The organism is Kitasatospora sp. NPDC059973 (assembly GCF_042737525.1).
In the GTDB taxonomy this organism is placed as follows: Bacteria; Actinomycetota; Actinomycetes; order Streptomycetales; family Streptomycetaceae; genus Kitasatospora.
Genome location: NZ_JBHWUI010000258.1, coordinates 1 through 7,850 on the forward strand (window position 1 = coordinate 1; position 7,850 = coordinate 7,850).

1 protein-coding gene is annotated in these 7,850 nt (G+C 71.0%); it reads left to right on the forward strand.

Features of this window, described 5'->3' with window-relative positions; all coding sequences use genetic code 11:
- On the forward strand, positions 1–7,850 hold a 7,850-nt coding region (locus tag ACFWA9_RS36930; RefSeq protein WP_380393551.1), incomplete at both ends, for an amino acid adenylation domain-containing protein.

A 7,850-nucleotide genomic window follows, 5' to 3' on the forward strand; every position in this document is an offset into this window, starting at 1 on the left:
AAGCTCCCCGAGTACATGGTCCCGACCGCCTACCTGACGATCGACGCCATCCCCCTCACCGCCAACGGCAAGATCGACACCCGCGCCCTCCCCGCTCCCGACCTGGACGCGTTCGCCACCACCGGCTACACCGCCCCCCGCACCCCCATCGAGGAGCGCCTGGCAGCGGTCTGGGCCGAGGTCCTCGGTCTGCCGCAGGTCGGTGTCGAGGACAGCTTCTTCGACCTCGGCGGCGACTCCATCCGCGCCGTCCGCCTCGTCGGCGCCCTGCGCGCCGCCGGCTACGACGTCACCATCCGCGACGTCTTCCAGCAACGCACCATCACCGCCATGGCCGCCGCCCTCCCCGGCAACGGCACCGGCGAATCCCTCATCACCGCCGTCCAGCCCTTCGCCCAGATCTCGGACGACGACCGCAAGGCCCTCCCGGCCGACATCGTCGACGCCTACCCGCTCTCCCAGATCCAGACCGGCATGCTCGTCGAGCTGATGTCCACGGAGAACGAGCACGTCTACCGGAACATCAACTCCTCGCGCATCCCGGACCCCCACCCCTTCGATGCCGAGGCCTTCCGCCGCGCCGCCGACCTCGTGGTCGCCCGGCACGACATCCTGCGCACCTCCATGCACCTGGACGGCTACAGCCAGCCCCTTCAGCTCGTCCACGCCGACGTCGAGATCCCGGTCGCCATCCACGACCTGCGCGGTCTGAGCCAGGCCGCGATCGCCGAGCAGGCCCGGGCCTACGTCGAGCAGGAGAACGGCACGGGCTTCGAACTGACCACGGCCCCGCTGATGCGGTTCGCGGCGCACGTCGAGTCCGAGCAGGCCTGGCGCCTGACGGTCAGTCACCTGCACGTGATCACCGACGGCTGGACCATCAACTCGCTGCTGATGGAGTTCCTCAGCACCTACCAGGCGCTGCGGGACGGCCTTGAGCCAGCGGCCCACGAGATGCCGTCGGTCCGCTACGCCGACTACATCGCCGCCGAACAGGACGCGCTCTCCGACCCGCAGACCCAGGAGTTCTGGCAGCAGGTCGTCGACACCCACAGCCCGCTGGCCCTGCCCGCCACCTGGGGCGGCGACCCGGGCGAGTCCGTCACGGCCCGGGTGCCGTTCGCGGACCTGGAGGACGGCCTGCGCAAGCTCGCGGCCGAGGCGAAGACCTCGCTCAAGAGCGTCATGCTGGCCGCGCACCTCAAGGTGCTCGGCAGCCTCACCGCCGAGGACGCCTTCCACACCGGCGTCGTCTACCACGGCCGCCTGGAAGCACCGGGCGCCGACCGGGTCTTCGGCATGCACCTCAACACCCTGCCGTTCCCGACCACTCGGGGCGCGAAGACCTGGCGCGAACTGGTCGAGCGGACCCATGCGACCGAGACCGCCATCTGGTCCCACCGCCGCTACCCGCTGCCCGCCGTCCAGCGCGCCGCCGGGAACAGTGACCTGATCAACGTCATGTTCGAGTTCCAGGACTTCCACCAGGTCGACACCGACGCGGTGGATGTCGAGGCCTCGCTCAACCAAGGCACCACGGAGTTCGCCCTCCACGCGATCGCCAGCGGTGGCGCCGTTCAGCTGGGCGGCTCCTCAGAGTTCTTCACCGCGGCGAACCTGGAGCGGCTGGGCGCCATGTACCGGTCGGTCCTGGAGGCGATGGCCGCCGACGCCGACGGCGACGCCCGCGCCGCCCACCTCCCGGCCGACGAACTCTCCCGACTGCTCGCCACCTGGAACACCGCCGTCGAGCAGCCAGTGGAGGACTGCGTCCACGAGCTGTTCGCCGCCCAGGCCGCCCGCACCCCGGACGCCATCGCCCTGACCAGCGGCGATCAGAGCCTCACCTATGCGGAGCTGGACGAGCGGGCCAACCGCATCGCCCACCACCTGATCGCCCTGGGCGCCGGCCCCGAGCGGATCGTCGGCCTCTCCCTGGAACGCGGCCCCGACCTCATCCCCGCCCTCCTCGGCATCCTGAAGTCCGGCGCCGCCTACCTCCCGCTCGACCCGGCCAACCCCGCCGACCGCCTCGCCTACATGCTCGCCGACGCCAAGGCACCGATCCTGCTCACCCACTCGGCCCTGGACGAGCTGGAGTTCACCGGGACCCGTGTGTTCGTCGACGTCCACGCGGCCGAGATCAACGCCCGCCCGGCCACCGCACCCGTGACCGGCGTGCGTCCGGACAACCAGATCTACGTCATCTACACCTCGGGCTCCACCGGCCTGCCCAAGGGCGTCAGCCTCACCCACGCCAACGTCGCCCGCCTGTTCACCGCCACCCGCGAGAACTACCACTTCGGCCCCACCGACGTCTGGCCGCTCTTCCACTCCTACGCCTTCGACGTCTCCGTCTGGGAGATGTGGGGCGCCCTCCTCCACGGCGGCCGACTCGTCGTCGTCCCCTCCGCGATCGCCCGCTCCCCGCACGACATGCTCGACCTGCTCACCACCGAACAGGCCACCATCCTCTGCCAGACCCCCTCCGCGTTCCGCACCCTCACCCAGCTCGCCGCCGACAACGACCCCCGGATCGACCAACTCACCCTGCGTGCCATCGTCTTCGCCGGCGAACGCCTAGAAATGACCGAACTGCGCCCCTGGACCGACCGCGTCGGCACCCAGCACACCGCACTCGTCAACATGTACGGCATCACCGAGACCACCGTGCACTCCACCTACCACCGCATCACCGACACCGACATCACCCGGACCGCGCACAGCCCCGTCGGCTCCCCGATGGACGACACCGCCATCCACCTCCTCGACGCCCGGGGACACCTCGTCCCCACCGGCGTCCCCGGCGAGATCCACGTCACCGGCCCCGCCGTCGCCCGCGGCTACCTCAACCGACCCGCACTCACCGCCGAACGCTTCCTCCCCAACCCCCACGGACCCGCCGGCTCCCGGCTCTACCGCTCCGGCGACCTCGCCCTGCGCCTGCCCGACGGCACCCTCGAATCCCTCGGCCGGATCGACAAGCAGGTCAAGATCCGCGGCTACCGCATCGAACTCGGCGAGATCGAAGCCGCACTCACCCAGCACCCCACCGTCCGCCAGAGCGTCATCACCGTTCGCGACAGCCACACCAACGGCGAGAAGATGCTCGTCGCCTACCTCGTCCCCGCCACCGGCACCGTCCTCGACACGACCGCGCTCCGCACCCACCTCGGGACCTCACTACCCGAGTACATGGTCCCGGCGGCGTTCGTCACCCTGGACACGATTCCGCTGACCACCAACGGCAAGGCCGACACCCGCGCCCTCCCCGCGCCCGACCTGGACGCCTTCAGCACCACCGGCTACACCGCCCCGCGCACCCCCGTCGAGGAGCGCCTGGCCGCGGTCTGGGCCGAGGTCCTCGGTCTGCCGCAGGTCGGTGTCGAGGACAGCTTCTTCGACCTCGGCGGCGACTCCATCCGCGCCGTCCGCCTCGTCGGAGCCCTCCGCGCCGCCGGCTACGACATCACCATCCCCGACGTCTTCCAGCAGCGCACCATCACCGCCATGGCCATCGCGGTCGGTGACGGCACCGGCGAGTCCCTGATCACCGCCGTCCAGCCCTTCGCCCTCATCGGCGACGACGACCGCACGGCCCTCCCGGCCGACGTCGTCGACGCCTACCCGCTCTCCCAGGCGCAGACCGGCATCCTGGTGGAGGTCATGTCCGCGGTCGACCGTGCGGTCTACCACAACATCGACTCCTTCCGGCTGCCCGACCCGCAGCCGTTCGACGCCGAGGCCTTCCGCCGCGCCGTCGACACGGTGGTGGCTCGGCACGACATCCTGCGCACCTCGATGCACCTGGACGGCTACAGCCAGCCCCTCCAGCTCGTCCACGCCGCCACCGAAGCCCCGGTGGCCGTGTACGACCTGCGCGGACTGACCGAGGCCGAGGTCACGGAGCGTGCGCTCGCCTACGCCGAGGAGGAGCGGGCCCGCGGGTTCGAGCTCACGACGGCTCCGCTGCTGCGGTTCGCCGCACACGTGGAGTCCGACCGGGCGTGGCGCCTGACGATCAGCCACAACCACGCGGTCACCGACGGCTGGACGCTCAACTCGCTGCTGATGGAGCTCCACGGCGCCTACCGGGCACTGCGGGACGGCCTTGAGCCGGCGGCCCACGAGCCGGTTCCGGTGCGCTACGCGGACTTCGTCGCCGCCGAGCAGACCGCGCTCTCCGACCCGGCCACCCAGGCCTTCTGGCAGCAGCTCGTCGACGCCCACAGCCCGCTGGTCCTGCCCGCCACCTGGGGCGGTGAGCCGGGTGAGCGCCTCGGGGTCCGGGTGCCGTTCGCGGACCTAGAGGACGGTTTGCGCAGGCTCGCGGCCGAGGCGAAGACCTCGCTCAAGAGCGTCATGCTGGCCGCGCACCTCAAGGTGATGGGCAGCCTGACGGCCGAGGAGGCCTTCCACACCGGCGTGGTCTACCACGGCCGCCTGGAGGCCCCCGGCTCCGACCGGGTGCTGGGCATGCACCTCAACACGCTGCCCTTCCCGACCGACCGGGGCGCGAAGACCTGGCGCGAACTGATCGAGCGGACCTACGCGACGGAGACCGCCATCTGGTCCCACCGCCGCTACCCGCTGCCCGCCATCCAGCGCGCCGCCGGCAGCTCCCGCGACCTGCTCACCGTCCTCTTCGACCACCACGACTTCCACCAGGTCGACACCGACTCCGTCGATGTCGAGGCCACCATGGCGGGCGGTTCGAACGAGTTCGCGCTGATGGCGATCCCGCAGGGCGGGCACATCAACCTGAGCAGCTCGACGGAGTTCTTCACCGCGGCGAACCTGGAGCGGCTGGGCGCCATGTACCGGTCGGTCCTGGAGGCGATGGCCGCCGACGCCGACGGCGACGCCCGCGCCGCCCACCTCCCGGCCGACGAACTCTCCCGACTGCTCGACACCTGGAACACCACCGTCGAGCAGCCGGTCGAGGACTGCGTCCACGAGCTGTTCACCGCCCAGGCCACCCGCACCCCGGACGCCATCGCCCTGACCAGCGGCTCGGCCCACCTCACCTACGCCGAGCTGGACGAGCGCGCCAACCGCATCGCCCACCACCTCATCGCCCTCGGCGCCGGCCCCGAGCGGATCGTCGGCCTCTCCCTGGAACGCGGCCCCGACCTCATCCCCGCCCTCCTCGGCATCCTGAAGTCCGGCGCCGCCTACCTCCCGCTCGACCCGGCCAACCCCGCCGACCGCCTCGCCTACATGCTCGCCGACGCCAAGGCCGACCTGCTCGTCACCCACTCCGCCCTCGACGAGCTGGAGTTCACCGGCACCCGCGTCCTGGTCGACAGCCACGCGGACGAGATCAACGCCCGCCCGGCGACCCCGCCGGTCACGGACGTGCGTCCGGACAACCAGATCTACGTCATCTACACCTCGGGCTCCACCGGCCTGCCCAAGGGCGTCAGCCTCACCCACGCCAACGTCGCCCGCCTGTTCACCGCCACCCACGAGAACTACCACTTCGGCCCCACCGACGTCTGGCCGCTCTTCCACTCCTACGCCTTCGACGTCTCCGTCTGGGAGATGTGGGGCGCCCTCCTCCACGGCGGCCGACTCGTCGTCGTCCCCTCCGCGATCGCCCGCTCCCCGCACGACATGCTCGACCTGCTCACCACCGAACAGGCCACCATCCTCTGCCAGACCCCCTCCGCGTTCCGCACCCTCACCCAGCTCGCCGCCGACAACGACCCCCGGATCGACCAACTCGCCCTGCGTGCCATCGTCTTCGCCGGCGAACGCCTCGAAATGACCGAACTGCGCCCCTGGACCGACCGCGTCGGCACCCAGCACACCGCACTCGTCAACATGTACGGCATCACCGAGACCACCGTGCACTCCACCTACCACCGCATCACCGACACCGACATCACCCGGACCGCGCACAGCCCCGTCGGCTCCCCGATGGACGACACCGCCATCCACCTCCTCGACGCCCGGGGACACCTCGTCCCCACCGGCGTCCCCGGCGAGATCCACGTCACCGGCCCCGCCGTCGCCCGCGGCTACCTCAACCGCCCCGCACTCACCGCCGAACGCTTCCTCCCCAACCCCCACGGACCCGCCGGCTCCCGGCTCTACCGCTCCGGCGACCTCGCCCTGCGCCTGCCCGACGGCACCCTCGAATCCCTCGGCCGGATCGACAAGCAGGTCAAGATCCGCGGCTACCGCATCGAACTCGGCGAGATCGAAGCCGCACTCACCCAGCACCCCACCGTCCGCCAGAGCGTCATCACCGTTCGCGACAGCCACACCTACGGCGAGAAGATGCTCGTCGCCTACCTCGTCCCGGCCACCGGCACCGTCCTCGACACGACCGCGCTCCGCACCCACCTCGGAACCTCACTGCCCGAGTACATGGTCCCGGCGGCGTTCGTCACCCTGGACACGATTCCGCTGACCACCAACGGCAAAGCCGACACCCGCGCCCTCCCCGCGCCCGACCTGGACGCCTTCAGCACCACCGGCTACACCGCCCCGCGCACCCCCGTCGAGGAGCGCCTGGCCGCGGTCTGGGCCGAGGTCCTCGGCCTGCCGCAGGTCGGTGTCGAGGACAGCTTCTTCGACCTCGGCGGCGACTCCATCCGCGCCGTCCGACTCGTCGGCGCCCTCCGCGCCGCCGGCTACGACATCACCATCCCGGACGTCTTCCAGCAGCGCACCATCGCCGCCATGGCCATCGCGGTCGGTGACGGCACCGGCGAGTCCCTGATCACCGCCGTCCAGCCCTTCGCCCTGATCGGCGCGGACGACCGCGCCGCCCTCCCGGCCGACGTCGTCGACGCCTACCCGCTCTCCCAGATCCAGACCGGCATGCTCGTCGAGATGCTCGCGGCACAGGGCGGCAGCACCTACCGGAACATCAACTCGTTCCGCCTGCCGGACGCGTTGTCGTTCTCGCCGGACGTCCTGCGCCAGGCCGTCGACACGGTGGTCGCCCGGCACGACATCCTGCGCACCTCGATGCACCTGGACGGCTACAGCCAGCCCCTCCAGCTCGTCCACGCCACGGCCGAGGTCCCGATCACCACGCACGACCTGCGCGGACTGACCGAGGCCGAGGTCACGGAGCGCACGACCGCCTACGTCGAGCAGGAGCGTGCGACGGGCTTCGACCTGACCGCCGCCCCGCTGCTGCGCATCGCCGCACACGTCGAGTCGGACCAGAGCTGGCGCCTGACGTTCAGCCACATTCACGCTGTCACCGAGGGGTGGAGCTACCACACCCTGGCGATGGAGATCGTGACCCTCTACCGCAGCCTGCGGAACGGCGAGGAGCCGACCGCCTACGAGGTGCCGGCGGTCCGCTACGCGGACTTCATCGCCGCCGAGCAGACCTCGCTGGCCGACCCGGCCACCCAGGCCTTCTGGCAGCAGCTCGTCGACGCCCACAGCCCGCTGGTCCTGCCCGGTTCCTGGGGTGAGGGCGAGCGCCACGGGAACGAGCGCCACGGTGTCCCGGTCCCGTTCCTGGACCTCAAGGACGGACTGACCCGACTGGCCACCGCCGCCAAGACGTCGCTGAAGAGCGTGCTGCTGGCCGCGCACCTCAAGGTGCTCGGCAGCCTGACGGCCGAGGACGCCTTCCACACCGGCGTGGTCTACCACGGCCGGATGGAGGCACCGGGCGCCGACCGGGTGCTCGGCATGCACCTCAACACCCTTCCGTTCCCGACCACTCGGGGCGCGAAGACCTGGCGTGAGCTGGTCGAGCAGACCTACGCGACGGAGACCGCCATCTGGTCGCACCGCCGCTACCCGCTGCCCGCCGTCCAGCGCGCCGCCGGCAGCTCCGGCGACCTGGTCTCGATCCTCTTCGAGTACCTGGACTT